We start from the raw sequence: 464 nt of genomic DNA on the forward strand, positions 1-464 counted from the left end.
ATCTTGAATCTCTTGAATATAAGCACGCATTAATTCTTCTTCTTCTTCAAAGCATTCATCAAGATTAACTAAATATTGAACCAATGCTAAAATGGATTCAAAAAAATGTTCGCTCTCCCTGTTCAAAATTTTGTTCAATGAACTAGTAGTGATCTCACATTTTTCAGCTACATCTTTTTGTTTAATCTTATATTTTTTAAAAAGGTCGTTCAGCTTAAATCCAAATGTTTTATCTATAGTTTTCACATTGATTTCACTCCTTTTGACTGTATGCTTTTTCCTCTCTCCCCCCTAATTCTTCAAATTATGTGCTCATTCTCTATATTAAACCATTATAATTATTTAAACTATTAAAATATTTCGACAATAATCTACATACTTGTTTTAGGGTGGTGGATGGCTGGGGGTAAAAGAGACGTACTTCACATGCGAACATTGCGGTGCACAGACTACATGCTTTGTTA

Annotated in this window: 1 protein-coding gene; it reads right to left on the reverse strand. The window is 31.7% G+C overall.

All coding sequences use genetic code 11. From position 1 onward, the window contains the following. The coding region (locus tag AB1471_RS17085; protein ID WP_367780941.1) for a helix-turn-helix domain-containing protein at window positions 1–246 on the reverse strand (246 nt) is incomplete at its 3' end. Window positions 247–464 lie beyond the last annotated feature (218 nt).

Source organism: Jeotgalibacillus marinus (assembly GCF_040801915.1).
Lineage (GTDB): Bacteria > Bacillota > Bacilli > Bacillales > Jeotgalibacillaceae > Jeotgalibacillus > Jeotgalibacillus marinus.